The 26,991-nt window shown below is 36.5% G+C and carries 25 protein-coding genes and 1 pseudogene; 10 read left to right on the top strand and 16 right to left on the bottom strand.

Features of this window, described 5'->3' with window-relative positions:
* Nucleotides 1–187: 187 nt before the first annotated feature.
* The 3 genes from AC1MGI_RS00755 to AC1MGI_RS00765 form a co-directional block, all read right to left on the bottom strand.
* Nucleotides 188–1,330: a 5-methyltetrahydropteroyltriglutamate--homocysteine S-methyltransferase gene (locus AC1MGI_RS00755; protein ID WP_480347804.1), complete on the bottom strand. Its 1,143-nt coding sequence runs from the start codon at nucleotides 1,328–1,330 to the stop codon at nucleotides 188–190.
* A gap of 245 nt (nucleotides 1,331–1,575) precedes the next feature.
* Complete coding sequence (locus AC1MGI_RS00760) at nucleotides 1,576–2,493, bottom strand: LysR family transcriptional regulator (RefSeq protein ID WP_480347806.1); 918 nt, start codon at nucleotides 2,491–2,493, stop codon at nucleotides 1,576–1,578.
* Between the two features lie 346 nt (nucleotides 2,494–2,839).
* Nucleotides 2,840–3,271, bottom strand: coding sequence for an SRPBCC family protein (locus AC1MGI_RS00765; RefSeq protein ID WP_480347808.1), 432 nt, complete (start codon nucleotides 3,269–3,271; stop codon nucleotides 2,840–2,842).
* A gap of 360 nt (nucleotides 3,272–3,631) precedes the next feature.
* On the opposite strand from AC1MGI_RS00765, the gene AC1MGI_RS00770 reads away from it, so the two are divergent.
* Nucleotides 3,632–3,826: a hypothetical protein gene (locus AC1MGI_RS00770; protein ID WP_480347810.1), complete on the top strand. Its 195-nt coding sequence runs from the start codon at nucleotides 3,632–3,634 to the stop codon at nucleotides 3,824–3,826.
* Nucleotides 3,827–4,115: 289 nt separating this feature from the next.
* On the opposite strand, the gene pdxA is transcribed toward AC1MGI_RS00770, so the two are convergent.
* The 12 genes from pdxA to AC1MGI_RS00830 all read right to left on the bottom strand — a co-directional run bounded on the left by pdxA (nucleotide 4,116) and on the right by AC1MGI_RS00830 (nucleotide 17,447).
* Nucleotides 4,116–5,111, bottom strand: coding sequence for a 4-hydroxythreonine-4-phosphate dehydrogenase PdxA (gene pdxA / locus AC1MGI_RS00775; protein ID WP_480347812.1), 996 nt, complete (start codon nucleotides 5,109–5,111; stop codon nucleotides 4,116–4,118).
* Nucleotides 5,112–5,114: 3 nt separating this feature from the next.
* The gene (locus AC1MGI_RS00780; RefSeq protein ID WP_480347814.1) at nucleotides 5,115–6,404 is read right to left on the bottom strand and encodes a four-carbon acid sugar kinase family protein; all 1,290 of its coding nucleotides are present in this window, start codon (nucleotides 6,402–6,404) and stop codon (nucleotides 5,115–5,117) included.
* Nucleotides 6,405–6,606: 202 nt separating this feature from the next.
* Nucleotides 6,607–7,578 carry a 2-keto-3-deoxygluconate permease gene (locus AC1MGI_RS00785; protein ID WP_480347816.1) on the bottom strand — a complete coding sequence of 324 codons (972 nt, stop codon included), beginning with the start codon at nucleotides 7,576–7,578 and terminating at the stop codon, nucleotides 6,607–6,609.
* A gap of 150 nt (nucleotides 7,579–7,728) precedes the next feature.
* Entirely contained in the window at nucleotides 7,729–7,800 is a 72-nt protein-coding gene (locus tag AC1MGI_RS00790; protein ID WP_480349664.1) for a helix-turn-helix domain-containing protein, read from the bottom strand.
* 205 nt (nucleotides 7,801–8,005) lie between these two features.
* On the bottom strand, nucleotides 8,006–9,991 hold the full coding sequence (locus AC1MGI_RS00795) for a methyl-accepting chemotaxis protein (RefSeq protein WP_480347818.1): 1,986 nt from the start codon (nucleotides 9,989–9,991) through the stop codon (nucleotides 8,006–8,008).
* A gap of 508 nt (nucleotides 9,992–10,499) precedes the next feature.
* Nucleotides 10,500–11,000, bottom strand: coding sequence for a thiol peroxidase (gene tpx, locus AC1MGI_RS00800; RefSeq protein WP_480347819.1), 501 nt, complete (start codon nucleotides 10,998–11,000; stop codon nucleotides 10,500–10,502).
* Between the two features lie 271 nt (nucleotides 11,001–11,271).
* Nucleotides 11,272–11,817: a hypothetical protein gene (locus tag AC1MGI_RS00805; RefSeq protein ID WP_480347821.1), complete on the bottom strand. Its 546-nt coding sequence runs from the start codon at nucleotides 11,815–11,817 to the stop codon at nucleotides 11,272–11,274.
* A 277-nt stretch (nucleotides 11,818–12,094) separates the two neighbouring features.
* Nucleotides 12,095–12,655: a YdhK family protein gene (locus AC1MGI_RS00810; RefSeq protein WP_480349665.1), complete on the bottom strand. Its 561-nt coding sequence runs from the start codon at nucleotides 12,653–12,655 to the stop codon at nucleotides 12,095–12,097.
* A gap of 339 nt (nucleotides 12,656–12,994) precedes the next feature.
* A complete protein-coding gene (gene abc-f, locus AC1MGI_RS00815) occupies nucleotides 12,995–14,626 on the bottom strand; it encodes a ribosomal protection-like ABC-F family protein (protein WP_480347823.1) in 1,632 nt (543 codons plus the stop codon).
* A 472-nt stretch (nucleotides 14,627–15,098) separates the two neighbouring features.
* Complete coding sequence (locus tag AC1MGI_RS00820; protein ID WP_480347825.1) at nucleotides 15,099–15,377, bottom strand: hypothetical protein; 279 nt, start codon at nucleotides 15,375–15,377, stop codon at nucleotides 15,099–15,101.
* A 169-nt stretch (nucleotides 15,378–15,546) separates the two neighbouring features.
* Nucleotides 15,547–16,755: a CynX/NimT family MFS transporter gene (locus tag AC1MGI_RS00825; protein ID WP_480347827.1), complete on the bottom strand. Its 1,209-nt coding sequence runs from the start codon at nucleotides 16,753–16,755 to the stop codon at nucleotides 15,547–15,549.
* Between the two features lie 2 nt (nucleotides 16,756–16,757).
* Nucleotides 16,758–17,447 carry a FadR/GntR family transcriptional regulator gene (locus AC1MGI_RS00830; RefSeq protein WP_480347829.1) on the bottom strand — a complete coding sequence of 230 codons (690 nt, stop codon included), beginning with the start codon at nucleotides 17,445–17,447 and terminating at the stop codon, nucleotides 16,758–16,760.
* Nucleotides 17,448–17,636: 189 nt separating this feature from the next.
* Here AC1MGI_RS00830 and AC1MGI_RS00835 point away from each other — a divergent pair, with 189 nt between their 5' ends.
* The 5 genes and pseudogenes from AC1MGI_RS00835 to AC1MGI_RS00855 all read left to right on the top strand — a co-directional run bounded on the left by AC1MGI_RS00835 (nucleotide 17,637) and on the right by AC1MGI_RS00855 (nucleotide 21,193).
* Entirely contained in the window at nucleotides 17,637–18,332 is a 696-nt protein-coding gene (locus AC1MGI_RS00835; protein WP_480347831.1) for an AraC family transcriptional regulator, read from the top strand.
* Nucleotides 18,333–18,436: 104 nt separating this feature from the next.
* Nucleotides 18,437–19,324, top strand: coding sequence for an EamA family transporter (locus AC1MGI_RS00840; RefSeq protein ID WP_480347833.1), 888 nt, complete (start codon nucleotides 18,437–18,439; stop codon nucleotides 19,322–19,324).
* Nucleotides 19,325–19,650: 326 nt separating this feature from the next.
* Nucleotides 19,651–20,127: a DUF2975 domain-containing protein gene (locus AC1MGI_RS00845; RefSeq protein ID WP_480347834.1), complete on the top strand. Its 477-nt coding sequence runs from the start codon at nucleotides 19,651–19,653 to the stop codon at nucleotides 20,125–20,127.
* Nucleotides 20,128–20,137: 10 nt separating this feature from the next.
* Nucleotides 20,138–20,356 (top strand): helix-turn-helix domain-containing protein, encoded by a 219-nt coding sequence (locus AC1MGI_RS00850; RefSeq protein ID WP_480347837.1) that lies wholly within the window; start codon nucleotides 20,138–20,140, stop codon nucleotides 20,354–20,356.
* A 45-nt stretch (nucleotides 20,357–20,401) separates the two neighbouring features.
* Nucleotides 20,402–21,193 (top strand): annotated as a pseudogene (locus tag AC1MGI_RS00855) (DUF817 domain-containing protein).
* Between the two features lie 100 nt (nucleotides 21,194–21,293).
* On the opposite strand, the gene AC1MGI_RS00860 reads toward AC1MGI_RS00855, so the two are convergent.
* Nucleotides 21,294–21,863: a hypothetical protein gene (locus AC1MGI_RS00860; RefSeq protein ID WP_480347839.1), complete on the bottom strand. Its 570-nt coding sequence runs from the start codon at nucleotides 21,861–21,863 to the stop codon at nucleotides 21,294–21,296.
* Between the two features lie 575 nt (nucleotides 21,864–22,438).
* Between AC1MGI_RS00860 and AC1MGI_RS00865 the strand changes: the two genes are divergently transcribed.
* The 4 genes from AC1MGI_RS00865 (at nucleotide 22,439) to AC1MGI_RS00880 (ending at nucleotide 26,931) form a co-directional block, all read left to right on the top strand.
* The gene (locus AC1MGI_RS00865) at nucleotides 22,439–23,134 is read left to right on the top strand and encodes a response regulator (RefSeq protein ID WP_480347841.1); all 696 of its coding nucleotides are present in this window, start codon (nucleotides 22,439–22,441) and stop codon (nucleotides 23,132–23,134) included.
* Entirely contained in the window at nucleotides 23,127–24,131 is a 1,005-nt protein-coding gene (locus AC1MGI_RS00870) for a sensor histidine kinase (protein ID WP_480347843.1), read from the top strand. The genes AC1MGI_RS00865 and AC1MGI_RS00870 overlap by 8 nt, the downstream gene beginning before the upstream one ends.
* A 102-nt stretch (nucleotides 24,132–24,233) precedes the next feature.
* Complete coding sequence (locus AC1MGI_RS00875) at nucleotides 24,234–24,998, top strand: ABC transporter ATP-binding protein (protein WP_480347845.1); 765 nt, start codon at nucleotides 24,234–24,236, stop codon at nucleotides 24,996–24,998.
* Nucleotides 24,985–26,931, top strand: a complete 1,947-nt coding sequence (locus AC1MGI_RS00880) for an FtsX-like permease family protein (RefSeq protein WP_480347846.1) — start codon at nucleotides 24,985–24,987, stop codon at nucleotides 26,929–26,931. Before AC1MGI_RS00875 ends, AC1MGI_RS00880 begins: the two co-directional genes overlap by 14 nt.
* Nucleotides 26,932–26,991 lie beyond the last annotated feature (60 nt).

A 26,991-nucleotide genomic window follows, 5' to 3' on the forward strand; every position in this document is an offset into this window, starting at 1 on the left:
TGATCGTTTGTTTATGCAAGTAAGCGTAGCACGGAGCAAATCATATAGTTTAAAACTATATATTGCTATAGTCTTAAACTATAGCAATATATATATAATCCAACATTAAATTTGGCATGATAAGTTTTTTAAGTATACCTCTCTCCCCTATGTACTATAGGAGGGAGAGGTGCTACAAATCTATTATTTAGTTCGAAACACTTTCAGTTGTTACCCATACACTCTCAGCAATTTTAATCATGTGACTTATTTTATTCCATTGTTCTTCTTCTGTTAATATGTTTCCTTCTTCCGTGCTAGAGAATCCGCATTGCGGGCTTAATGCTAGGTTTTCTAAAGGAATATATTGACTTGCTTCTTTTATTCTATCTTTGATACTTTCTGGATCTTCTAGTTCTGGGAATTTAGATGTAATCAATCCTAGTACGACTGTTTGATCATCACGTTTAAAGTTTTTTAATGGTTCAAAATCGCCTGAACGGTTATCATCATATTCTAGGAAGAGTCCATCTACATTTAAGTTAGCAAATATCGCATCAGATATATTATCGTATCCACCACTTGTAATATAGGTAGACTTGAAGTTTCCACGACAAATATGCATGGTGATGACCATATCATCAGGTTTCTTAGCAATAGCATCATTTAAACAACTTACTCTCGTATCGATGATGTCACTAACTTCCATGTCAAGTCTTTCAACGACTGCTTTTATGCGCTCTTCCGAAACAAAGTCAATCCAAGAAGTATCATCTAATTGTAAATAGCGGCAGCCTGCATCATAGAAAGCTTGAATGGCTTTTTGGTACGCTGTTACGGTATCATTATAGAACTGCTCTCTATTCCCGTTATAATACTCATCACCCTGAATTCTAGTGAATAACATATTGGGACTTGGAATGGCAAACTTAGCAACTTGACTTCCATCACCATATTTGTCCACTGCCTCTTTTAAGAACTTAAAGTGTTCTACCATATAATGATTATCAAAGTCTACTTTATTAACCACTTTAATCGCATTATTTCTTGTTCTAGCACCTTTGAAGTTACTTACATATTCCGTTTCAAATAGTTCTACCCCTTCTAAACCTGATAGGAAATCTAAATGCCACCAAGAACGTCTAAACTCACCATCTGTTATTGATTTAAGCCCTACTTTAATTTGGTTTTGTACAAGTTTCTCGATCTCTTGATCCTCTATGGCCTTTAAAGCATCTTTATCAATTTCCCCATTCACATAAGCCTTCCTTGCTTCTTTAATCGGTTCTGTTCTTAGAAAACTACCTACATGATCGGCCCTAAATGGCGCTTTAACTGTTGTTTTTAGCATACATGATGTCCTTCTTTCTTTAGAGGTTGTTCAAAAATTCCGGTAAAAATAGCTGTCGAATTTCTCGGCTCTTTTTATCCTCCTTTTTGAACACGCACTTTAATATTAAAAAACCTTCTTCTCATAAATAGGAAGAGGGATAATTACCGTAATTAGTTGTCTTCTTATTTGATATGAGGTAAGTATAGCACGGGGAAATCAGTATAGCGTAACACGTAAAATCTATCTCTTGCCATAGCTTTTAACTATAGCTGTGATTGTTCTTTTGCGATTGCTTCTTGTAAATATTGAATATAGATATTGGCCAGTGTACTGTTCGTTACATTTTTGTGGGTAATATATCCAACGGTAATCCGTTCATCCACCTTCAAAGGAACCGCAATAATGTCTTCATCGTTTAATTCATGACTAATGACACCTGTCGAAATCGTATAGCCATTTAATCCAATCAGTAAGTTAAATAAAGTGGCCCGGTCACTAACCCGAATATTTTTTGGTCTAGAAAGAGTGCTTAAAATCTCCTCAGAAAAATAAAAGGAATTATAATCTCCTTGTTCAAAAGAGAGATATGGAAACGGACGTAAATCAGATAATGTCACATATTCCTGCTTCACAAGTGGGTTCTTTGAGCTAATAAAGACATGTGGTTTCGCTTCAAATAGCTCATGAAATATTAAATTTCCTTCTCTAAGAAACTTATAAATCACCTTTTTGTTGAACTCATTTACATATAAAACGCCAATTTCACTACGTAGGTTTTTCACATCATCAATGATTTCATATGTCTTCGTTTCTCGTAAAGTGAAATCATATTCCTTTCGATCATAATCTTTTAGTAGTTGTACAAAGGCACTCACCGCAAATGCATAGTGCTGAGCTGATACAGAAAAATTCTGCTGAGGCGCTTGCGTATTGGAATAGCGATTTTCAAGAAGCTCTGCCTGTTCAACCACCTGCCTTGCGTAACCTAAAAACTCCGATCCTTCAGGAGTAATCATAATTCCCTTATTGGTTCTCGAAAAAATCGTAATCCCCATTTCTTTCTCCAGCTCTTTTAGTGCGTTTGATAAGCTTGGTTGACTAATAAACAAATTCTGTGCTGCTTTGCTAATCGAACGACTTCTTGCCACTTCAATCACATATTTTAATTGTTGTAACGTCATCTTTGATTCCTTCCTTTACATCATTTACTATTCTAAATTATGTACTTCTTACTGGCTGTCTTCTATTGTATCTTTTCTCATCGGGAATATTTTGCTGTACACGAATTTGACTTTCCTTCTTCAATTAAACTACATACATTAACTTAAGTACAACCCTTCATAATTTTCTCTAACTAAAACATTTTTCAACTTTCCTATAAAAGTGATATTCAAGAATATAGCCCGTTTGCTTAATAAGCAAACAGCTACATATAAACGTTTTAACTTCTTTCAAAATGGAAAACTTTATTACAAACGGTCAAACTTTATTAAATCCACAGTAAAATACACTGTTAGTGAACGTGGGTTAAGGCATATTCTCGGCAATCTCCTTCAGTGCCTTTGCACGAGAGATAATAAATGACCTCATATATTTTCCCAAAAACAACGTATCAGCTAAAACAACAATTGGGCCGAGTGGAGACTTATATTGAAATGTATCGATCATGATCGTTCCACCTGATTCTTCGATAAACTGATGGGTATGAACAAAGGAATGGAAGGCTCCCTTCACCATACTATCTACAAACTTATTTGGGTTTTCCATTACTATCACTTTCGCTGTCAATCTTTGTTTAATCCCAAAATGAATGGCTTCCCATGTAACAATATCTCCCTCCTCTAATAACCCTTCTGTCACGCCACCAACTGCTCTCTCCTTTGTTTTCGATGTTGTTTGAGTATGAATATCCACGTTCCTCGCTAAGTCAAAACATACTTCAATTGGTGCTTTAATCAATTGTTAATTCCGAATAACAGGCATGCCTATTCCCCTTTTATACATTCTCTGACACCATCATTATAACCGTTTGTTTAATAACAAATAGTTTTTTTCTATTGTATGAATTGGTATGAATCGTTCCATTCATTTTTCCTAATTACTGAACATACTGGGGAATCATGCTATACTTAGGTTAAATAAAGTTCGTTCAATCCGTTGATTTCACTAGTTGAAAACACGGATACTGTCATGACAGGTAGCATCGTAAAAAAGAAACAACGATAGCCGTACAGGAGTAACGTTAACATACATCGAAATAACGGATGAAGAAATAAAAGACGACTTAAATTACTTTGCACTTTAAGGAGGACTTATAAAATGACGCTTGCTGAATACAACGAAAAGTACGAATCGATCCTTCGCAACAGTTATATTTCGGACAGACAAAAAGCACTAAAATTAGCTGATTTACTGACCGATATGGAAGGGCAAATCAATGAGGCTGGGGAACCGTACAATAAAGAGGTTTTAACGTTATATAAAAAAGTATCTCTTCTATCCACCTTGTTATAATCTCTGAGTTACCATTCGACCTTACTTACTAGTGAGGTTCTTTTTTGGGGATTTGTGTGATTCGATCACGGCAGTTCTGTTCCCCCTTTCCTCATATCACCCAACTACCATATCACCCTAACTCATCTTTAATAGGTAAACCGCTTTTGCTAGATAACAACAGACGAATGAAGTAATCTGCCAAAAACAAAAAAACTCTAAAACGAGTAGAATACCTACACGTTTTAGAGTTTACAATACATTTAACCACAATCAATGGAAGACGAGGCTCCACTGTTTGAAGTTTATCTTATCTTTTTGGTGCTAATTCAATCGCTGAATTTATAGCCGCTAACATACTTTTATCATCAGCGATATTTTTACCAGCGATATCAAATGCTGTACCGTGATCGACAGACGTTCTAATAATGCCACCTTTTAAGCCAACTGTTATATTAACGCCTTCTTCAATCCCCATTACTTTTACAGGCGCATGTCCTTGGTCATGATAACACGCAACGACAACATCAAAATCGCCTCTGCCAGCTCTGAAGAATAATGTATCAGCTGGTAGTGGACCTGTTACATCGATGCCTTCGGATTTCGCTTTCTCAATACCAGGCATTAATTTTTCTTCTTCTTCTCCATTACCAAACAAACCATTTTCTCCAGCATGTGGATTAATTCCACAAACAGCGATTTTAGGGTTGGCAAAGCCTGCTTTTGCAAGGGTATCATGTGCTAATTTGACAACTGTATACGTTCTTTCTGGGTTAATACTCGCAATCGCTTCTATTAATCCCATGTGAGTCGTTAAATGGATCACTCTTAAGTTAGGAGTCGTTAACATCATTGAAAAGTCTTCTGTATCTGTTAAATCAGCAAGAATTTCAGTGTGCCCTGGATAGATATGACCACCTTTATGCAATGCTTCTTTATTCAAAGGAGCTGTACAGATCGAGTCAATTTTCTTTTCTTTAGCTAATTCAATCGATTTAGCTAAATATTGGAACGCTGCGTCTCCTGCAGCAGCTGAAACTTCTCCGAAAGGTAAGTCAGCAGGTAAAAGATCTAAATCGATTACATCAATTGTTCCATATTCATATTTAGCTTCAGAAGGGTCTTTAATCATATTGATTGTTGCTGTTGATTGGACAATCGGACTTACCTTTTCTAAAATTTTTGCATCCCCAATAACCAATGGGTTACAATTTTCATATACTTCTTTGTGATTAAGAGATTTAACGATGATTTCAGGTCCAATACCTGCAGCATCTCCCATAGTAATTCCGATAATTGGTTTCATAATTCATTTTTCCCCCTTTAATTTTTTTATTGCATGTATAAAAACATCTTCTGCACCAAATCCACCAGCTTTAGTGACCACATGAATGTTATCATTTCCTAAAAACTTAGAAATAGGTACACCGATTTCTAGTTCGTCTAGTAATTCAAAACCTTTAACATCCCATAAAGTACAAATTTGTTTAGCCGTATCTCCACCAGTCATTGAAACACCTGTGAAAATTCCTGACTCTAAGAGTACAGAGCAAACCGCACCAATTGCTTTTACAATTTCATTACTAATTTCAGTATGGCTAAGCCCTTTTGCTTCACCTGTACTCCATGCTTTTTCAATATCTTCTTTTTCACCTGTGGAATAGATCAAAACATCTAAGCCCTCTTCTGCTTTTTTCATAGCTTCATGATAGACTCTTCTGATTTCACTTGTTCTTTCCATATTATCGGCGACGGCTTTGTAAGATTCAAATGGGATTGCGTGGACATTTGTTTTTTCTAACAGCACCTTCATCTGTGCCCTAGAATTTTTATTCACACTACCAATAACCGTAAGTGTTGGATTTGTGTTTTTAGGAATAGCCAATACGCTATTTCCTTTTGGAATGGCATAGTAGTCAGGAAGATAATTGGCAATCCCAGCAGACCCAACCCAAGTAAATTGATAGGTTAATTTTTGAGTGTAGTCCAAAATTTGTTTAAGGTGATATTCTTCCGTTGAATCAATGATAAGATATGTTATCTCTTTTTGGAAATAATCCTTAATTTTTTCTTGAACAAATTGTTCCCCGTGTTCTAAGTCATCAACTGTAATCGTACCAATTGTATGTTTCGTTTGTTCTTTTAAAAGTTCGGGTAAATATGATTGTGTTATAGGTGTTTTAGGGTCTTTTGCAATCTCTGTTTCTCCTAACGGAACACCCTTTAAATAGTGTGTAGATTGGAGAATCGTTCGATTGTTTTTAGGATAGCCAGGTGCGATCATAACAAAATCCGGTTTTACAACATCATATACCGCATCGATTTCTGCTCCAATATTTCCCCTCATTGTTGAATCGAGTTTTTTGAAAATATTTTTAAATCCTGCATTTTTGAGAAATTCTGCTATTTGTTTTACTTTTTCATAAGCTTCTTTTCGATCGATCGAACGGCTATCCGTATCAAAAACAACAGCTTCATATTTTTTAACGCTTGTTTCATCCATATCAAATAAAACAGTCGTTTTTAAACCGTGACGAGCTAATTGAACTCCACTATCATTGGCACCAGTCAAATCATCTGCGATGATAGCTAATTTCATAATCAATCTCCTCCGAAAATACATTATATAAAAACATCCATGAACGTCTGCGCCCAATCCAATGTTGAAAAAGGTTCAGGTTCTAAAATTACATAACCTTATGAAGGTGGCGGCGCGGAGCTGACTTTTGAGAAGCCCCGTCCCTTTTCCACTGAAAAAAAGAGAGAACTTCCACTCTCTTCTAAAATGATACTCGTTCTAATTAACCCGCTTTAGTCAATGCGGCTTTTTTATCTAATCGTTTTGCTAAGAACCCGATGAACATCGGAAGTAGTATAGCCGTTGTTACAACACTTGCTGCAATTTGAACAGTTGCTAGTTCAGCGATTGGCGCAAATGATGCATTTGCAGCAACAATGGCAACTGGCGTTCCAACTGCGTTTCCAGCTGTTGAACCTTCAGAAGCACCTACAATTGGGTTCCAGCCAATCCATTTGAAGAGGAGGTATCCGATTCCACCAGTTAACGCAACCGTTATGATTCCAAGTAAAATCCCACTTATTCCACCTTTAATGATGGCACTAAAATCAATTCCCATACCAAGTGCAAAGGCAAAGAAAGGAACAAGCTTGTCGCTACCTTTATTTAAGAAATCGCCCATTTCTGGATCTAGGTTCCCAATAACGATACCAATAATTAGCGGAAGTAATACCGCTACGAAAGACATTGGCGAGAACATCCCATTTGCGTAGCCCATTGTTCCAAAAATAGATAAGGCAACCATTGTTAAGAACGGGCCATCACTTAATGCTAAAAACGGATATGCAGCTTTGTCATCTTCTTTCCCATATTGACCTGCAAGTGCTATATAAAGACCACCGTTTGAATTTGTCATAGCAGCTATAATTGCTAATGGTGCTAATCCTAAAAACAAGCCATTATCATCAGCCAGTAAAATTGCAATCAGACCGATTAAAGCACCTAACACCCATTTAAAAACTAAAAGTGTTACACCTTTACCAACAGATGAACCAGCTGTTTTAAATGTGATTTGAGTTCCTGCGATTAATAGGAATAAAGCAATTAATGCAGTAGCACTATTTACAAATAAGGCTTCTGTAAAGCCACCAATTCTTAATAAACCTGGAAAAAGTGTGTTGATAGTTGCAGCAAGTAATAACGGAACAACCATCATTCCTCCTGGAATACGATCTAATGTAGCTTTAATTCTCATGACTAAAACCCCTTTTTGAAACATAATTTATATGATATTTACATTCGCATTCATTATATTAAGTTAAACCGTTTTCAATTGCAACAGTTTTTAAGTATTTTATCATAAAAATATTCAGTTGTTTAATTTTGCGACAAAACTAATAAAAAATCATGTTGCCCTGTTTAACCCCAATCTTTCAGCTGCCTTTGTTTGATTATTATTTTCTTCCTTTAATACCATTTGAATTCATTTTCTAACTTTTCAAAGTGCTCATTGAACGGCATGATGTTCTTAGTCTATACATAAAGAGGCAGCCCTATAATAAAAAGGTCCAAACCTCACATTTACTATAGATCGTTTATTGGAAAACGGTGTATAGAATGTGAGGTCAGGCTTTTTTTATAGAGCTACCTCTTCCAAGTCTTTCTAATATGCTATGCCTTTGTTACAGTTTAAATTGCTGAACGATATCCTGCAATTCCTCGGCGATTTGTGATAACGAAGTTGCCGAACTTCTGATTTCTTCCATAGAAGCTAATTGTTCCTGTGTAGAAGCAGAAACATTTTGAGCGCCACCTGCTGTAGAGTCTGCTACTTTAGCAACTTCTTCAAAAGTGTTAGCAAACTGTTCCGTTCCAGTGGAAATATCTTGGACTTTGGATGTTACTTGTTCAATTTGTTCGGTTATTGTCGTAAAGTAACCTGTAATAGCCGCAAAGGATGCACCTGCATCACCGACTACTTCAATTCCTTTGTCTACTTCTGTTGTTCCTGATTCCATAGATTTCACTGCATTTGATGTTTCACTCTGAATCGATCCAATCATTTGTCTAATTTGATCCGTTGATTGTGCCGATTGTTCTGCAAGCTTACGTACTTCATCTGCAACAACAGCAAAGCCTTTGCCATGCTCACCTGCTCTAGCCGCTTCAATCGCTGCATTCAGTGCAAGTAAATTTGTTTGGTCGGCTATATTTGTAATCACGTCTACAATCTTACTAATTTCTTGTGAGTGACTATTTAAAACTTGGATGCTGCTTGATATTTCATTCACCGTTTTCTTAATGTATTCCATTTGTCCAACCGTTGTTTCGATCGCTTTATTTCCTACTTCTACAGCCGATGATGCATTGGTTGCCGTTTGCGAAACTTCTTGTGAACTTTTTGCAATATATTGAATCGATGCTGACATTTCCCCAGCCATTCTTGAGCTTTGTCCAATCTGAGTAGACTGACTCTCCATGCCTGCAGCCACTTCCTGAATCGATGAAGAAATTTGTTCTGTTGCAGATGTGTTCTGCTCTGTACTTGCATTTAATTGCTCAGAAGATGCTGCTAAGCTACTTGATTTTTCCCGAACTTCGAGAATAATCTCACTAAGGCTTTTTCGCATTTGATCAAATGCTTGAGCCAACTGACCAAGCTCATCATTACTTGTTAAATTAACACGAACACTTAGATCACCTTGACTCAATTTATTTGTGGCGCCTACTAGCTCCGTGATTGGTCTAGTAATGGAGCGAATAATAAACAGAATTAAAAGTCCCACGAGTATGATTGATACAATGATGACGATTAATGTTGTTTTCAATATCGGTTGAACGGCATCATCTACTTCATTTTGATACATGCTTCCCGCAATTTTCCATCCTGTCAACTCACTCGTTGTAAACGCAATTTTTTTTCGTTCACCATTCTCATCATAATTAAACTTTCCAGAATTGGTTGCTTTCATTTTTTCAGCAAAATCACCTGTAGCTTCTTTGCCAGCCTCATCAGTAGGATGGCTAATATAATGCAGATTCTTATCTACTAAAAATAAGTAACCCTCTTTTCCGATCGTAACTTGACTGATCATGTCCGTAAGACTTCCTAGCTTAAGGTTTACAGCTACAACACCCTTACCGTCTGCCGTCGCTTTAGCCAAAGTTACTACAACTTGTTTAGAAGATTGCGATACGTATGGATCAGTAATGATGATCTTTCCCCGATTACTCATTGCTTGTTGATACCAAGGTCGTTGCCGCGGATCATAATCTGGTGGGTTTTTAAACGATGTCGGTTCATTCATAAATTGTCCGGTCTCAGTTCCTACATAGGTTTGTTCAACGTCTGCTTTAGACTTCTGAATCGTATCTAATAGTTTTCTTGTTTGAATGTCATTATTTTCAACGATATTAGTCGTTGTAATCGAATTCGATAGAAAATCGATATTTTCCATTTGTGCCGAAACAAATTGATCCACTGTCTGTCTAACGATCTCTACATTTTTTTGTGCCGAATCGAACATTTGATCATCGATATTATTTTGCGAACTCTGATACGAAGAAATAGCTATCGTAATACTTGGCAGTAACAAAACGACTAAAAAAGCCAAAATCAATTTCTTCCTCAAGCTAAACCGAAACTTGGTAGCTCTAGTTTTTTTCATATATACGTCCCCCTATTTGATTGTTGCATTTTGAAATATTCAAAAACCAACTTAGCAATTCCTATATTATTATCGTCTACATTTGCAATACTTTTAGAGGGAGTTTGAAAATAACTAGTCGGCTAGTTCCAATTCCGATTCATCGGTTCTTGTGAACTCATGTTCGTCTACAATTTTTATTATTTATAGCTTGTGATCCAATTTATCAACATACTTGTTCTCACAAAAAAAGATTGCCAGCCACCAAGTTCATGCTTGTTAGATGGCTAGCAATCTACTTTTTCTGGCAGAGCCAGTGAAACAATAGTTGTTTTTCAAGCTCTTATATGACCGACTCTAGCTTACTTTTGTCACTCATTAGTCGTTTTTCCTATGTCGCAATTTGTGAAATATTCTGCAAAACCATTTTCAAGACGATAACTAAAAAAGACACAATTTCTTATACAAGAATTGTGCCTACCTGCGAAATATTGAAAAATGTATGAGCTACCAAAATAATTCTACTTGTTTATAATACTGCTCTAGCTGCTTCTAATGCTGCTTCGTAATTTGGGTGGTCTGTTGATTCATTAACATACTCAACATATGTTATTTTGTCATTTGTATCAACAACAAAAATAGCACGTGCTAATAAGCGAAGTTCCTGGATAGCAACACCGTATGCCCCTCCGAATGACAGATCACGATGATCTGATAATGTTTGTACATTCTCAATACCATTTGCTGCACACCAACTTCTCTGTGCAAACGGTAAATCAGCGCTAATAGTAAGAACCTGTACATTCCCTAATTTAGAAGCTTCTTCGTTAAAACGACGTGTTTGTGTATCACAAACAGGAGTATCAATAGAAGGTATAACAGAAATTAAACGAACTTTCCCTGTTGACTCAGCGAGTGTAACAGGTGATAAGTCATTCGCCAGTACTGTAAATTCAGGAGCTTTATCTCCAACCTTTACGTCGTTTCCTAATTGTGTTACTGGAGTTCCCTTCCACGTAAAATTAACCATTTTCATTTCCCCCTTAAAAATATGTACAGTGCAAATATAGCTCAATTATTTATAGTTATCAATTTATTCTGTGTATTATTTTAATTTTTTATCATTGTTATCAGAATGACTGCATCAATAATGAAGAAATGCCAGGTTGAATAGCTTATTACTTCAAGATGAGTATTGTTCGTATTCGAAGTAATCAACCATTAGTCTAATTGATTGAATGACAAATTCAAGTCCTGAAAGCCATAAAGACAGCTTCTATGTTCCAGTAACAGTACTCACATTATTTCCACACAGACAGATACTTCTTGCGATACTTGCTATCTTCTTCTGTTTCAATTAATTCCATGGCTGTTTGCTTAATTTGCTCATCGTTTACTCGATCATATAAATTCTTCAAGCCTTGAATCATATCGTAGCGAATCAATGTGTAATGTTTCTCATTTGCTCCGTTTTGAAAACGATCAACAATATGCTGCATCAACATCTCTTTTTGTTCCGGTCCAGCTAAGCCGACTTTCCAAATCGATTGCAAGCTGTGACGGGCTGTCACAAATTTCGGATCTTTGGTTACTACCCATAAAGCTGGAAAATCACTTAGCATCCGCTTCTCAGGATCACTAATTGCTAAACCAGAGAGGAACTGGGCAGCCCGGGATCTTCTGTGATTATCAGGGCTTGTTAACCAGTCCTGTAATTGATCCCAAACTTCATAAGCCCAGTCCACTTTTTCAGTTGTAGCTGCTAAAATTGCATTAAAGGCTCCGAATTGAACCTCTTTGTCCTTTGCTTCTAAGTTCTCAAAATATGCTTGAATGTCACGGTCCATTTACATCACCTTTTATATTGGCATTATATCTATTTGTTAGTGTACTAAATGATGGACTTTTGTACAAAACGAATATGGCATTAAAACGTCACCTTTTACTATGAAGGATAAATTCTATTACACGCTACACTCACCTAATCACAATGGTGGCGGTGCGTAGCCGGATTTTGAATTACTTTCTTTATAAAAGAAGTATACCTGCAAAGTAGATTGACTTTATTAATAAGTCGCGAAGACCCGTCCCCATGTCCTTCATACAAAAAAAGGAGATGATTCTTTATTTAGTTGATAGTTCGCTTTCTGTTACCCATTTATGATTTGTTACTTTTTCTCCACCAGTAGTTGGCGTGTAATCAACCATATAGACAGTCGTTTTTTCGGCTGAGTCAATTTCAGCCATAGCTCCATCCATGCCTTCCATATGGTCTGCCTCTATGGTGACTTCCGTTCTTGGTGCGAACGTTTCCTCACCGGCATCTTTAATTTCTTCTTGAACAACCCATTTATGATTTTCAACTCTTTCCCCACCTGTTGTCGGGGTATATGAAATAGCATAAGCCGTCGTATCATAGGCACCTACAATTGTTGCCTTAGCACCATTCATCCCTTTCATATGATCTGTTTTCAAATATGCTTGACTGCCAACTTTATACGTTGGATTCTTTGCTTCCCTCAAATCTTTAGGAACTTCACCTGAACTAGAATGGGAACTATGATCCATCACTTCATGTTTAGCATGCTCATTGTTGTTGGAATGTTTCTCGCCGCTTGTCTCATTTCCACATCCACTTAAACCAATAATCGTAGCGATACTAAGAAAAATCAGTTGCTTATTCATCATAATAAAACACCTCGATTTCTTAAATTTATTGTTATAAATATAATATACCCACCAGGGGTATAAATCAAACAAAAACATGAGGTATCTGACAAAATTTATCTGATTTCTCTTAATTAAACCGGGCCAGTTGTCCCAGTACACTTTTTAGATTTTGTTTCAAGGGTATGCTCCCACCATCGAATAATGAGCAGTTGTTTGGAGCATATGGCATGAAGCCAAAATAAATAAGACGAATGCTAATTAAAGCAAATCGTCTTATTTAGTAATGTGTAATACTTTCAACATGACAGATCTCGATCAATCTGATTGAGACGTTTTTGAGAAGTAATTTTTTCGTTAGTAAAGCTCTTTTATTTGTTTCGTAAGCTCGTTAAATCTCAGATCAAGTTCTGAATACTCTTTATTATTTGAGGTCATAAAACTAAGCTTCCCTAAAACTTCTTGCCTTTCTGTTTCAAGCTGTAAACGTCTTTCTTCCATATTATCTTTTTTGGGCGTCTCTTCATTCAATTGCTTGTGTATACGACTGTTCGAAATAACAAGTTTTGTAGTTGTTGTTTTTTCTAGGAAATAGCGATCATGCGATACGACCAACAGCGTACCATTATATTGTGCTAACGTGTCCTCTAGTTGTTCACGCGAAGCTAAGTCTAGATGATTCGTTGGTTCATCTAAGATAAGCACATCTTTGTCTTCTAGAATATACTTCATAAGCTTACACTTCACACGTTCACCCATGCTCATGTTCATAATTGGTTCTGACCATTGCGAAGCCATAAATCCTAAATGCTTCATTAAGTTTTGAACTTTTCCTCTCGCCTCGAAGGTTTCTTGATAAAATAGCTGCTCTGGTGTTTGTTCAAGTGGTAAATCAAACACTTCTTGTGTTAAATAACCAATTTTTGCAGATGGTGAAATCCACACATCCCCTTTTGCGGTTTCCTGTCCGAGAATTACTTTCAATAACGTCGTTTTCCCACTACCATTTGGGCCAGAAATTGAGATCTTATCACCATGTTGAATCGTAAAATTGGCATCTTTAAAAAGTGTTCGTCCGTCAAACGATTTCGTTAAATTTTGAACTTCTAAGAAACTTTTTCCTACTCTATTATTTGTTTTCATTGAGAAGGTCACTTTATATTCTGAATTAAGAGGCTCCACTTTTATTTTTTCAAGCTCTTTTTCAAGGCGCTTTTGTTTTGATTTTACTTGTGCATCCATGCGCTTTGCTTTCACCCGATAATATTCTTTAGGGAATTCTTTTTTCGTCGATTGTGCATGAGCTTTTTTAGACCAAGAAGTCAGCTCAGTCATTTGTCCCTCAATGCGTTCAACCATTTTTTGCTGTTTTTCATATTCTCGTTGTTGCGTGAGCCTTTTCTGTTCACGAAATTTCATATAACTAGAATAGTTACCTTTGTGACTAATAAGCGTTTTATTTTCAATGGACCAAATTTTTGTTGCAACTGTATCTAAAAAATAACGATCATGCGATACAAGAATAACCGTACCTTTATAACCTTTTATCTGGTTAGTGAGGAATTTTAAGCTTTGCTCATCAAGATGGTTTGTCGGTTCATCTAATAATAATAAGTCTGTATCTTGCGCAAATCCTTTGGCAAGTCGCGCTTTTAATTTTTCTCCACCGCTTAATTTTGAGAAGTCATGAGTTGGAACATGCCATGTTTCTAATAATGTAACTTCTTTTGGAGTAACCGCTTCAAAAGAATGTGATTCGGTTTCTTGTTCAACCATAGTGGTTTTAAGATCGTTCTGCATATATTTAATTTGTCCTTCTGTCAGCAAAAAATCCTCGTTCAATAACCGCAATAAAGTAGATTTTCCAGCACCATTCTTGCCAATAATCCCAATAACATCCCTTTGTTGCACATTTGCATTCACGTTTTCAAAAATCGTATGATCTTTTATTTCAATACATATATGTTGTAATTGCAGTAATTCTTTCATTCTAATCACCCTTCGATTTTAGGGAGAATTAAAAAATCCTCCCAATTTATTTGGAAGGATTAGCCGCATTTTACCGAACTGAAATAAGCTATCGCGTTTAATAGCTCTAATGATGGTAGAAAAATGGGTAGACTAATCCTATATGATTATCATTCGAAATATAAAATTCCAAATTCTAAAAAATAAGATTAGTTATCCATCGTCCACCCATCATCCCTTTCGAGTTATATTAGTGTGATTGTAGCAATAAATAATAGTGAAAGCAATACATTTATGAATAACTTTTGAGTCTATAACCGTAGTCAACGAATCTTCTTCAATTACGAAAAAGCGCATAGCATCCTTATTTCAGGTTCTCAAATTGGATAACCTTATGAAGGTGGCGGTGCGGAGCTGATTTTGCGAAGCCCCGCCCCTTTTCCGCAAACCTATTTCATCGTTGGTCTTAAGAGCAGACGCTCATGAATATATTTTATTCTAAAGTCTTAGAAATTGGCGAAGGCTGCTTTTCCCACTCAATAGGTCCTCCATCGCTTTCAATGAACTTTCTCCAATAACCCCCGCTTTGTTTATCAAAAATGATCAGGTTATTTTCATTGGGTGAGAGGAGTTCATACCTGTATGGCTCTTCTTTTGATATCTTTTCTTGTTTATCTTGATTTGATTTTAATGATTGTGAAATAAACCAAGATCCTAAAAGTACACATACTCCAAAGAAAATCATAGAAAACGACTGAAGATATTTATTCATACTTATCCCCCTATTACATTCTTATTCTACCAATAACAAAATGTTGGACAGAATTCTTGTTCAACTATTCTTGCGGTTTATTAAACGAATCATGTAGTAAAGACACACAAATCACCTGTAGAACTCGCAAGTGTTCTCTACCTTTTATCCTTCACAGCCTACAAAATCTTTATGCCTTATCTTCTATAGAACCTTTACCTGCACCAAGCCCGGCGATTAAGATAATGATCGGCATGACTAGTAATAAGATAAGTGGTGCATTCCATCCGCTCGTTACATCATGTAGCCAGCCAAATAATATTGGCCCTAGAGCTGCTAAAAGATAGCCAATGGACTGAGCCATCCCTGAAAGTTCAGAGGCTTGCTGACTATCATTTGTTCGTAATGTAAAAAACATCATCGACAAGCCAAATGCACTTCCACTAGCTATTCCAATAACTACGACTGACAATGGCAAGAAAACGCCTAGTAATAATCCCAAGATACCAATAAAATATAAGACTGCTGTAACTATTGCCAGACCCCGTTGATTTTCTAACTTCCCTGCAATAATTGGAATAATAAACGTTATCGGTATAATTGCAAATTGTAACAAGGAAAGTATCCAACCAGCTGCACTTGTACTGTACCCATTATTCTGAATAATTTCAGGCATCCAAGTCATCAATGTGTAAAATATTAAAGATTGAACACCCATAAAAATGGTAACTTTCCATGCGATTGAAGATTTCCAGATGCTTGTCGTTTTAGTTGGTTGCTTCCGTACGTTTGAATGAACGTCTTGTTTTTTGTTTAATTGAAAGGCCCATATGATGATTGCCAGACATGATAAAAGGCCCCAAACACCTAAAGACCCTTGCCAACCGATGTTTCCTATAGAAGAGATCGGAACACTTAGACCAGAACCCAACGCTCCAAATACATTCATGAACACAGCATAAATGCCCGTCATTAATCCCATTTGTAAAGGGAAATTATTTTTAATAAGTCCTGGAAGCAATACATTACAGATCGCTATAGCAAGTCCTACTAAAACCGTACCAATAAACAAGAAACTTGCCCCTGGAAGGAAACGAGTTCCGATCCCGATTGTTAGAACAAGTAATGCTAGGAAAATGGTCATTTCCGTTCCAAGTTTTTTGGCGATTTTCGATGCAAATGGTGAAAGTAGCGCAAATGCTAGTAACGGAACGGTTGTAAGGCTTCCCGCCACCGAATTAGATAACCCTAAATCTTCCTTTATTGATAATAATACAGGGCCTACAGAAGTAATAGGAGCTCGCAAATTGGAGCCAATTAAGATAATCCCCAATAGTAAGATCCAATATCGCCCCTTTGTTAAAGGCTGAGTGTATATTTGCGAAGCTTGTTTATTCAATTTTATCCCTCCATCATTGTAAAAAGTGAGTCGTTTGCTTTCTTCACATAAGCATTTACGCTTTTAATAGCTAATTGAGTATCTTGTAATCGAATCGCTTCATAAAGATCTGAATGAACTTCATATTCATCATTCAATGAACCTCTTACACTCATGATGTCGCGAATCGAACTCTGTAAAGAATCTGTAATATGATCATATAGTTCAATAAACATTTGATTATGAGTAGCCTTTACGACTGATTTATGAAAGGCAATATCCATGTCAATAAAATGCTGAGGTTCTTTATCTTTCGCAGCTTCGATGCATTTTTCAAGGCATTCCTCTATCAGCTTTAAATCTTCATTAGATCTTCTCTCTGCTGCTAACTGTGCAGCTTCTTTTTCTAAAGCTAACCGAACTTCTAACGTCTCAATTAGATCGCTTTTTTGAATTTTCCTCTCTAAAGCTATCCCGAGATTACTCGATGATTTCACCGTTGTCCCAATACCTTGTCTTGTTTCAAGAAGACCAGCATGAACTAGAGCTCGAATTGCCTCTCTTAACGTATTTCTACTAACATCAAACTTCGCCATTAGTTCTGGTTCTGCCGGCAATTTACTTCCTACTTCCCATTGACCAGCTTCGATCAAATCTTCAATTTGGATGGCTACTTGTTCCACTAACGTTAGACGCTTAGTCTTTTTTATCATTCCGTAATCGGACCTCCTTTTAAACGTAGGATGTTTGGTTTATCGGTTAATGTATCATAAGAGTAACGGAAAGTAAATTTTTAACTTCTAAAAAAATAAACTACTTGTCTGCAATTCCGTCAGTCTTATTTATCCATATCGATCATGGTATAATCTAAATTAATATATAGGAGTAAGGTGGGGATGAAGATGGAGAGTGGTAAACGAGTAATTTGTGAGAAAAGGACATATTCAAGAGATTTTGATTCTCACCAACATGACTTCGGTCAATTCCTCTTTCCAATGCAAGGCTCCTTAGACTTACAAACGAAATGGCAAAACATAAACCTTAATTCAGATTACTGCTTTTATCTGCCTCCTGAGTGCAATCATATGTATCGTTCTACTGACAGGAATGAATTTTTAATCTTAGATATCCCAAACCATTATTTACCTAGTAAAACAGAGAGTATGTATATGAAGTTGGACAAACAATGGTCGTCCATTCGGTTTTTATTATTGGAAGAGGCAAGGGAACAGGGGAATTCAACAGTCGCATTAAATGATCTAACTAGATATGTGGCCCAAAAACTACGAGTGTCAACACCTCCTTCTATTGACTTTATTCACAAACATTATAAGGAGTCCATTAGAGTTGAAACATTAGCGGAGATTGAACATTACCATCCCGTATACTATTCAGCATGGTTTAAACAAAAAACAGGTAAAAGTCCAAAAGCTTATATCACTGAACTACGTACGATTGAGGCTAAACGATTATTAGAAACTACATCATGGTCTTTATCGAGCATTAGTGAAGAATTAGGTTTTGAAAATTCGTCCTCATTTACAAGGTGGTTCGTGAAATCTGAAGGGATACCTCCACAACAGTATCGCAAACATTAAGATTGGATAAAAAGAACCTTAAACTTAGTAAAGAAAAATGATGATTAGTTTTCTATTATTAGTTTAAACGTTCTGTTTATCTTTTTTTATTGGAGTGAAATATATTGAAAGAAAAATTTTCTTCATTGTGGGTTTTGCTTGCAGCAATTCTTTGGGGAACAACTGGTACAGTACAAACTTTTACGCCTGAGAGCGCACACCCAATTGCTATAGGGGCGACTCGACTAGCAGTAGGTGGGGTTTCATTATTATTATTTGTTCTCATACGAGGACAACTGAATGTAAAGCACTTGCCCATTAAAACAATAATACTAGCTTCATTAAGCATGGCGTTTTACCAACCATTATTTTTCTCTGCGGTTACTATTACTGGCGTGGCGATTGGAACTGTAATAGCAATTGGTAGTGCACCGATTTTTTCTGGTGTACTAGAATGGGGGGTTTTGAAAAAAAGTCCGTCTAAAGGATGGTGGTATTCTACCTTCTTATCTATTCTTGGTTGTTTCATGCTCTTCATAAATAAAAAGTCAGTAAATGTAGACCCATATGGTATCTTGATGGCTCTTTTGGCTGGGGTATCATTTGCATATTATACTTTTGTAAGTAAAAAATTAGTTAAGAACTATTCATCACTATCAATCGTTGCAGTTGTTTTCACTCTGAGTGCGATTTTTTTATCTCCTTTTTTATTTATGTATGATATGTCTTGGGTCGTTGGGTTCCAAGGTGTCGCTATAAGTCTCCATCTTGGGATTATTACAACTGGGATTGCCTATTTTCTTTTTGCCAAAGGGCTTACCCATGTCCCTTCATCAACGGCAGTTACACTTTCCTTAGCCGAACCATTAACAGCAGCATTATTAGGGGTTTTCTTAGTAGGAGAACATCTAGACATTACTTCTTGGCTTGGTCTATCTCTCCTAATAGTGGGAATCGGTTTATTGATATGTTATTCCCCAAGAACCCGATCAACAAAAAAGGTCTATATGTAAACTAAAACAATGAAGTAAAAGCGTGTATCTTAACAAGCATTCCTTTGTACAGTGGAATGCTTGTTTATCCTTTTTTAGGCTATTTCCGCATACTTTGGGGTTGACTTCCGTTGTAGTGGCGGTCTCAGAAGCCTCCTCAGTGCTTTGCACTTGCGGCCTCAACACGCTTCTCTGAGAAGGAGTCTCGCATATCAACTACAATCAATATCGGCTCGAATTTGTTTTTGCTAACAACAATAATATAATAAAAAACAATAATGTTTTATTGTAAAACGATAAAACATGTGTTAAAGTCAAATTGAAAATAAATATGTGAGGTGCTTTTTATGAAACGAGGGTCAACACTATTTTTAAGGATTGCTGTTTTTCTCATTGGAACTCCAGTTCTTGCTTTGGGTATATTTGGGTTAACTTGGTTACCTAAGAATCCAATAAATCCAGATTATGCCCATATACTGTATCCCATTTTAATAGGTATGTATGTATCAGCGATACCGTTTTTCATTGCATTATTTCAAGCTTTTAAACTTTTAAGCTATATTGACAAGAATCAAGCTTTCTCTGAATTGTCTATTAAAGCTCTAAAGAATATCAAATTCTGTGCAATAACAATCAGTGGTTTGTATGTGGTAATTTTGCCATTTATTTATCTCGTAGCAGATCTAGACGATGCACCAGGTCTCATCATAATCGGAACGGTTCCTGCTTTTGCTTCAATGGTGATCGCAGTCTTTGCTGCTGTTCTTCAAAGGCTTTTACAAGAAGCCATCGATATAAAATCAGAAAATGACTTAATAGTCTGAGGTGAAAACAATGGCAATTATAATCAATATTGATGTCATGTTGGCTAAAAGAAAAATGAGCGTTACAGAACTTTCGGAGAGGGTTGGAATAACGATGGCTAACCTTTCTATATTGAAAAACGGAAAGGCAAAAGCGATTCGATTAACAACTTTAGAGGCGATTTGTAAGGCTTTAGAATGTCAGCCTGGAGATCTTTTAGAATACCGAAATGATGAAGACGCCCAATAAGCAGGACTTAAATATATTCAGAAAAAACCTTTGGAGGCACAAATCATGAGAGCACTAAAACAACTCGTTCGTTTTGGTTGGGAGCAGGCACTATCATGTTTGTTTCCCGTCGTTATTTTTGCCTCTTTGGCTATTACATAAATCATGCCGCTTCCCTTCCTATCACGGTATGACTGGTTGCTCATCGTCTGCCTTCTGATGCAGTGGTTGATGGTGCGTTCTGGGCTTGAAACACGGGATGAACTAAAGGTTATCACATTGTTCCACCTTATTGGACTTACTCTTGAACTTTTCAAGGTACATATGGGCTCCTGGTCTTATCCAGAGGAAGGATATTTCAAAATCTTTGGAGTGCCTTTGTATAGCGGATTCATGTACGCAAGTGTAGCGAGTTATCTTTGCCAGGCGTGGCGAAGGCTTGCGGTTGAACTGGTTAAATGGCCACCGTTTTTGGTAGTTGTCCCTCTTGCATCTGCGATTTATTTGAATTTTTTCACCCATCATTATTGGATTGACGTTCGATGGTGGTTATCTGGACTTGTAATTATCGTCTTTTGGCAATCATGGGTCACATACGAGGTTGATGGTACTCGTTACCGTATGCCACTCGCACTGTCTTTTGTGCTCATCGGATTTTTTATATGGATAGCCGAAAATATCGCAACATTCTTTGGAGCTTGGGAATATCCAAACCAAACCGATGCATGGAGTCTCGTTCATCTAGGAAAGGTGAGTTCATGGCTCTTATTAGTGATTGTTAGCTTTCTTATAGTAGCGACGTTAAAGCAGGTTAAGGAGAAAAGTTCCACTAGGATAGATACTAGTCAATTTTTATAACTGTTAAGAACCCACATTTTAAAAAGCCGGATCCTTAGTATAGTAAGGATCCAGCTTTTTTTAGGTTGAAGTTCTCCTAGCATACAAAACTAATATGACCTTAAAACACCCATCGCAACACAGGGCTTTTGAGATCCATGGTGAATAGTTCGTAATCAATGACAACCATTTCATTATCCTCGGAAAAGGCGACATTAGCTAACCGCAAATCGATTGGAATAATGCCGTAACTCAGGAATATGAATTGCAACTCGATTAATTTCGGATATTCCATGATTGCTTGCGGTATATTAGTGGCCATCTTCTTCATAATAATCCAGCCGGTCCCATACTCATTAACCGGACAAAGATACTTTTGGACCTCCTCCGTGCAGTTATTATAGAGATAGGCTTCATTTGCGTTGCCTATTAATTCTACTTCAGACAGTGCTACTTTTAATATATAACCATCATTGAGATCATAAACGATTCGGTTAAACCCATGTCCAATTATTTTATACTTGAATTTCAGCGTATTTTTAGCAGTAACTATTTGTTGTTGTGTCGTTGTAAAAATATGATGGTCCCCCATTTGAGATATCCAGAATTCAATGGCTTTTATCTCTTCACGGGACAACATAGAACTTTTATTCGACTGTATCCTTTCATTCCCATTGTTAATTGGGCACATTCGCTAAACATCCTTTTTAAAAAAGTTGATACTTCCACTTCACATCCCGTGACAAATGTAGGAGGGATATGGCGCTTTTATTCCCAGATCATTTTAAGTATAGGTTACTTTCACGAAGTCCCTGACGAAGGAGGTCGGTTACCGATAACCGGATTGATTTCTTCGAACAGTATATTCTCAATTTTTGGATGCTGAGAAAGCAAACATAATGTCCAGGAAAGAGCATTTACAGTGAAAGATCGTCATAAGGCTTCCATCAAGGTCTTGTCGGCCAACATGTCCTTAGGATCTTCTCTTCGTAACATGATATGACTTTTATATGAAATGGCTTGTACTATAGTTAGGAATTTTTGCAAAATGTACAAAACTTGCTCAGATGATGATAATTATTCCGGGTTGAATTCCATTACTTTTGATTTTAGAAATCTAAAACTGCCTGACCTTTATCTAAATGGTGTAACCACATTTCATTTGAGTCAGGAACATTTCGCACTCGATTACATAACACAATAGCAAACACAAAGGATTTACTATACAATTATTGTAAAGTTAAGCTAAAGGCATGGTGAATTCAGTTGTTTAAACTTTTGTTAATCGAGGATGATACGACTCTATTTAATGAGATAAAAGATCGATTAGCCCAATGGTCTTATGAGGTTTATGGGATTACTGATTTTAGTAGAGTGATTCAAGAATTTACAGAAATAAAGCCTGATTTAGTGATTATTGATATTCAATTGCCAAAATTTGATGGGTTTCATTGGTGTAGAATGATTCGATCCCACTCCAACATTCCAATTATCTTCTTATCTTCTCGCGATCATCCGACTGATATCGTAATGTCTATGCAGTTTGGAGCGGACGATTATATTCAAAAGCCTTTTCATTTTGATGTGCTCATTGCAAAGGTGCAGGCGATTCTTCGTCGTGTCTATAATTACAATACTGAAAAAATCGAGCTCAAAACATGGTGTGGTGCAACGGTGGATTATGAAAAAAATACGGTTACCACTGCTGCTGCTTCAGTAGAACTGACGAAGAATGAGATTTATATCTTAAAACTGCTGATTGAGCAGAAAAATAAGATCGTAAGCCGAGAACAATTAATCAATAGCCTATGGGATGATAAGCGCTTTATCAGCGATAACACCCTTACAGTCAATGTAAATCGTTTACGAAAAAGACTCGATGAAATTGGTTTAGGAAGCTTTATCGAAACGAAAGTTGGACAAGGGTACATGGCTAGTGAAGAGGCAACTATCTATGATTAAAAAATTTTTCATAGAAAGAAGCAGCTGGATCATTTTATTTATTTTCTTACACTTATTGATCATCTTTGTCGCTTACATCGATTCGGCGATTCCGCTTTTGCCCATCCTCTATCTTGTCTTTTTATCGATACTCTTTTTTACCATATTTTTGATCTTTCGCTATCACAAAGAAACGAAATTTTATAAAAGTTTAGTAGAACGAGAAAACAATCTTGATTTAACAAGCATCGCCTATCCAGAAAGTCCGTTTGAACAAATAATAGAAAATAGTATGGCAAATCAAGCCGAATTACTAAAACAGGTAGCTTCACAAAATCTACTAACTTTAGAGCAGGAGAAAGATGAATTATTAGCTTGGATTCATGAAGTAAAAACACCACTGACAGCGATGCATTTAATGATTGATCGCTTAGACGACGAAATGCTGAAAACTCATTTAACTTATGAATGGCTGCGAATTCATCTTCTACTTGACCAGCAGCTCCATCAAAAGCGGATTCCATCCATCGAAAATGATTTACACATAGAAAATACCAACTTAGAAACGCTCATTTTTACTGAAATTAAAACATTACAATCATGGTGTATTCAAAAAGGGATCGGCTTTGAAATCCAATTAGAGGTTGAAGAAGTACTTAGTGATGCCAAATGGCTAGCCTTTATCATCAGACAGCTCTTAACAAATGCAGTAAAATATAGTACGGCAAGCGATATCATGATTACAAGTTATGAGCAAGCTGAGCAAACCATCCTTGAGGTAAAAAATTTCGGACGAGGCATTGATCCTAGAGATATACCGCGTATATTCGATAGGGGCTTTACATCAACGACCACCCATCAAGATCATGCTGCAACAGGGATGGGACTATATTTAGCAAAAAAAGCAGCACAGCCATTACTCATTCATATACATGTCAAATCAGAACTTTACGCTGAAACGACTTTTACGTTAACCTTTCCAAAAAGAAATGAATTCTTAAACATAACAAGCATGTGACAAAAATGTCATATGCTTTTATTCTTTGTTCGCTCAATCGAAGGCAAAGTAAGCTTAAGCACATTATACTAAGTTTATTAAAAGAAAAGGGAGTGGATACATATGCATATTCTTGAAGCTGTTAAAATCCATAAAAGCTATGGCACTAAATTTAATAAACAAGAAGTATTAAAAGGCGTGGATATTCGCATTCATCAAGGCGAATTCGTAAGTATTATGGGAGCATCCGGTTCAGGGAAAACGACATTGCTTAATGTTCTTTCCTCCATTGATAAGATTAGCAACGGGACGATTAAAATTGAAGGTAAAGAAATTAGTAGTATGAAAGAAAAGCAGTTAGCTGAGTTTCGCAAGCACCATTTAGGGTTTATCTTTCAAGAATACAATTTATTAGATACACTGACGGTCAAAGAAAATATCCTATTACCGTTATCGATTACAAAGACACCGAAGAAAGAAGCGGAGCAAAAATTTACTACACTTGCAAAAGAACTCGGTATTTATGAACTGAAAGATAAATATCCCAATGAAATTTCCGGTGGTCAAAAACAGCGTACCTCCGCTGCACGAGCCTTTATCCATGAACCGAGCATTATTTTTGCTGATGAACCGACTGGTGCACTCGATTCAAAATCCGCTTCCGACTTATTAAACAAATTGAGCGAATTAAATCAAACACGCAAAGCAACGATTATTATGGTTACACACGATCCTGTTGCCGCTAGTTATTGCAGTCGAGTCATCTTTATCAAAGATGGACAAATTTATACACAACTAAATAAAGGCGAAGAAACAAGACAGACCTTCTTTCATGACATCATGAAGACACAAGGTGTATTAAGCGGGGTGCAACATGAGCATCAATGAACTCATCTTTCGTAATCTGAAGAAGAATCTTAAGAATTATTACCTGTATGTTTTTGCCTTAATCTTTAGTGCCGCACTTTATTTCGCCTTTGTCACATTGCAATATGATCCATCGATGGATCAAACAAAAGGATCGATTAAAGGAGCAGCTGCTATTCAAGTAGCTTCCATCTTACTTGTCGCGATTGTTTCTATTTTTCTCTTGTACGCCAATAGCATCTTTATTAAACGGCGCAGTAAAGAAATTGGCTTATTTCAATTAATCGGCATGACGAAAAGCAAGATTTTCCGCATCCTTAGTATGGAAAACTTTATCCTCTATTTCGGTTCATTACTAGTAGGAATTTTTCTTGGCTTTTCCGTATCTAAATTAATCATCATGATTTTATTTAAAATTACCGGTGTTGAAGCAATCGCAACACTTCAGTTTTCTGTTCAGGCACTCATCCAAACACTTGTTGTGTTTGGTGTCATCTACTGCTTTATTATGTTGATGAATTATGCATTTATTAAAAGACAAACCATTTTATCTTTATTTAGGACCATTTCCATGACAGAAGGCAAAGTAAAAAAAGTGTCTTTTCTTGAAATGTTCATCGGGATCATAGGCATGGTTTTGATCATAATCGGCTATTATCTTTCATCTAAATTATTTGAGGGCGACTTCACAACGATGAATGAACTATTTCTTGTTATGACCATCATTCTAGCATCCGTCATTATCGGAACCTATCTTTTATATAAAGGTTCTGTCCGTTTTATTCTCAATATCATTCGCAAACAGAAAAACGGTTACTTAAATATTAATGAAGTATTGTCCCTATCATCGATTATGTTTCGCATGAAATCAAACGCTTTATTATTGACTATTATTACGGTCGTATCTGCCCTTGCGATTGGTTTATTATCGTTAAGTTACATTTCCTACTACTCTGCAGAAAAAATGGCCGAGAACTATGTCCCTAACAACTTTTCATTTGCGAATCAACAAGATGCAGGACAATTTAAAGAAGCATTACAGGCGAATAATATGAAGTTTAGCGAAAAAATCGTGGATGTTATTCAAGTGGATGTAAATATTAAGCAAATTTTGGAGATAGGTCTCGAGGGAATGAACTTTGATCCGAATGTCATGACCCTACCTGTTATTAGTGACCAGGACGTGAAAGATATCGATTTGTCAGCTACAGAAGTCCTTTTTAGCGGGTTTAGTGATCTGCTACAGAAATTTATGTCTTTAAAAGACTCTGGGCCCATTGAATTGAAGGGACAACATGAAATCATACCGCAAAATTATATCGGATTAAATAAAGATACGATCGTTTCAACATATTTCACCAATGGCGGGCTACCTACTGCCATTGTCGACAAAACGGTATACGAGCGCTTAAAACATGATATAAATCCAGACATTCAAAAAGAATCTACGATTTATATCGGAATTGATATGAAAGATTCAGCAGCGATTGAGGTAGCAAATGAAATTTTTCAAAAAATGAACTTTAGTGATAATCGTGAAAATGACTCTCGCCTTGAAACGAGTAACAATCAGAAACAAAATATGGGGCTCATAATGTTTATCGTTGGCTTCTTAGGATTAACGTTTCTGATTACATCGGGATGTATCTTGTATTTTAAACAAATGGACGAAAGTGAAGATGAAAAACCAAATTACACGATTTTACGAAAACTTGGTTTTACAGAGGGAGACTTGTTAAAAGGAATCCAAGCCAAACAAATCTTTAATTTCGGCATTCCTTTATTCATTGGGTTATTCCATAGCTATTTTGCCGTTCAATCGGGTTGGTTTTTATTTGGCTCTGAAGTTTGGACACCGATGATTATCGTTATGGTCCTTTATACCGCCTTGTATTCGATTTTTGGCATTCTATCCGTTTTTTATTACAAAAGGGTCATTAAAGACGCACTCTAATAGGTCAAAAAAAGGGCTGATCTCCACCTCTACTATATGGACACAATAGACAATGTGTAG

The sequence above is a fragment of the Peribacillus sp. BM1 genome (assembly GCF_056679975.1).

Excerpts from the sequence above, each read along its gene's own strand:
- AC1MGI_RS00755 (WP_480347804.1), bottom strand. The coding sequence starts at position 1,330 with ATGCTAAAAACAACAGTTAAAGCGCCATTTAGGGCCGATCATGTAGGT.
- AC1MGI_RS00760 (WP_480347806.1), bottom strand. The coding sequence starts at position 2,493 with ATGACGTTACAACAATTAAAATATGTGATTGAAGTGGCAAGAAGTCGT.
- AC1MGI_RS00770 (WP_480347810.1), top strand. The coding sequence starts at position 3,632 with ATGACGCTTGCTGAATACAACGAAAAGTACGAATCGATCCTTCGCAAC.
- pdxA (WP_480347812.1), bottom strand. The coding sequence starts at position 5,111 with ATGAAACCAATTATCGGAATTACTATGGGAGATGCTGCAGGTATTGGA.
- AC1MGI_RS00780 (WP_480347814.1), bottom strand. The coding sequence starts at position 6,404 with ATGAAATTAGCTATCATCGCAGATGATTTGACTGGTGCCAATGATAGT.
- AC1MGI_RS00785 (WP_480347816.1), bottom strand. The coding sequence starts at position 7,578 with ATGAGAATTAAAGCTACATTAGATCGTATTCCAGGAGGAATGATGGTT.
- AC1MGI_RS00795 (WP_480347818.1), bottom strand. The coding sequence starts at position 9,991 with ATGAAAAAAACTAGAGCTACCAAGTTTCGGTTTAGCTTGAGGAAGAAA.
- tpx (WP_480347819.1), bottom strand. The coding sequence starts at position 11,000 with ATGGTTAATTTTACGTGGAAGGGAACTCCAGTAACACAATTAGGAAAC.
- AC1MGI_RS00805 (WP_480347821.1), bottom strand. The coding sequence starts at position 11,817 with ATGGACCGTGACATTCAAGCATATTTTGAGAACTTAGAAGCAAAGGAC.
- AC1MGI_RS00810 (WP_480349665.1), bottom strand. The coding sequence starts at position 12,655 with ATGAATAAGCAACTGATTTTTCTTAGTATCGCTACGATTATTGGTTTA.
- abc-f (WP_480347823.1), bottom strand. The coding sequence starts at position 14,626 with ATGAAAGAATTACTGCAATTACAACATATATGTATTGAAATAAAAGAT.
- AC1MGI_RS00820 (WP_480347825.1), bottom strand. The coding sequence starts at position 15,377 with ATGAATAAATATCTTCAGTCGTTTTCTATGATTTTCTTTGGAGTATGT.
- AC1MGI_RS00830 (WP_480347829.1), bottom strand. The coding sequence starts at position 17,447 with ATGATAAAAAAGACTAAGCGTCTAACGTTAGTGGAACAAGTAGCCATC.
- AC1MGI_RS00835 (WP_480347831.1), top strand. The coding sequence starts at position 17,637 with ATGGAGAGTGGTAAACGAGTAATTTGTGAGAAAAGGACATATTCAAGA.
- AC1MGI_RS00845 (WP_480347834.1), top strand. The coding sequence starts at position 19,651 with ATGAAACGAGGGTCAACACTATTTTTAAGGATTGCTGTTTTTCTCATT.
- AC1MGI_RS00850 (WP_480347837.1), top strand. The coding sequence starts at position 20,138 with ATGGCAATTATAATCAATATTGATGTCATGTTGGCTAAAAGAAAAATG.
- AC1MGI_RS00860 (WP_480347839.1), bottom strand. The coding sequence starts at position 21,863 with ATGTGCCCAATTAACAATGGGAATGAAAGGATACAGTCGAATAAAAGT.
- AC1MGI_RS00870 (WP_480347843.1), top strand. The coding sequence starts at position 23,127 with ATGATTAAAAAATTTTTCATAGAAAGAAGCAGCTGGATCATTTTATTT.
- AC1MGI_RS00875 (WP_480347845.1), top strand. The coding sequence starts at position 24,234 with ATGCATATTCTTGAAGCTGTTAAAATCCATAAAAGCTATGGCACTAAA.
- AC1MGI_RS00880 (WP_480347846.1), top strand. The coding sequence starts at position 24,985 with ATGAGCATCAATGAACTCATCTTTCGTAATCTGAAGAAGAATCTTAAG.